The 589-nt window shown below is 63.2% G+C and carries 1 protein-coding gene; it reads left to right on the forward strand.

Annotation, left to right across the window (positions count from 1 at the left end; all coding sequences use genetic code 11):
* The coding region (locus tag AC1DZC_RS20175; RefSeq protein WP_477044521.1) for a glycosyltransferase at positions 1-589 on the forward strand (589 nt) is incomplete at both ends.

The following is a 589-nucleotide window of genomic DNA, read 5'->3' on the forward strand; positions in this document are numbered from 1 at the left end:
ACTTTCGAGACAATCCTGGTCGACAATGGATCGCAGGACGGATCGGCCGATGCGATCGCTGCCACATTTCCACAGGTCCGGCTGATGGCAGAGCCCATCAATCACGGCTTCGGGCACGCAAACAACCTTGCCGCCGCGAGAGCACGCGGACGCTACCTGCTGCTGCTCAACAGCGATACGGTCGTTCTCGATCAAGCGGTTGACCGGCTGATGGCTTTTGCCGCCAAACGGCCCGAAGCGCGGATCTGGGGCGGTCGGACGATCTTCGCCGACGGCAGCCTCAACATCGGCTCGGCGTGGGGCGCGTTCGGCACCTGGAGCGCCTTCTGCTTCGCAGCCGGCCTCACGCTGCTGTTCCCGCGGAGCAACCTCTTCAATCCGGAAGGGCTTGGCGGCTGGGATCGGTCCACCGAACGGGAAGTCGATATCGTTTCAGGCTGTTTCTTCCTCATCGAGCGCTCGTTCTGGGAAGAGCTCGGAGGGTTTGCGCCGGACTTCTTCATGTATGGCGAGGAAGCCGAATTATGCGGACGGGCGCGGCGGCTCGGGGCACTGCCGCGCACCACACCTACTGCCACGATCATCCACC

It is taken from the genome of Cellulomonas sp. P2_B4 (genome assembly GCF_056404795.1).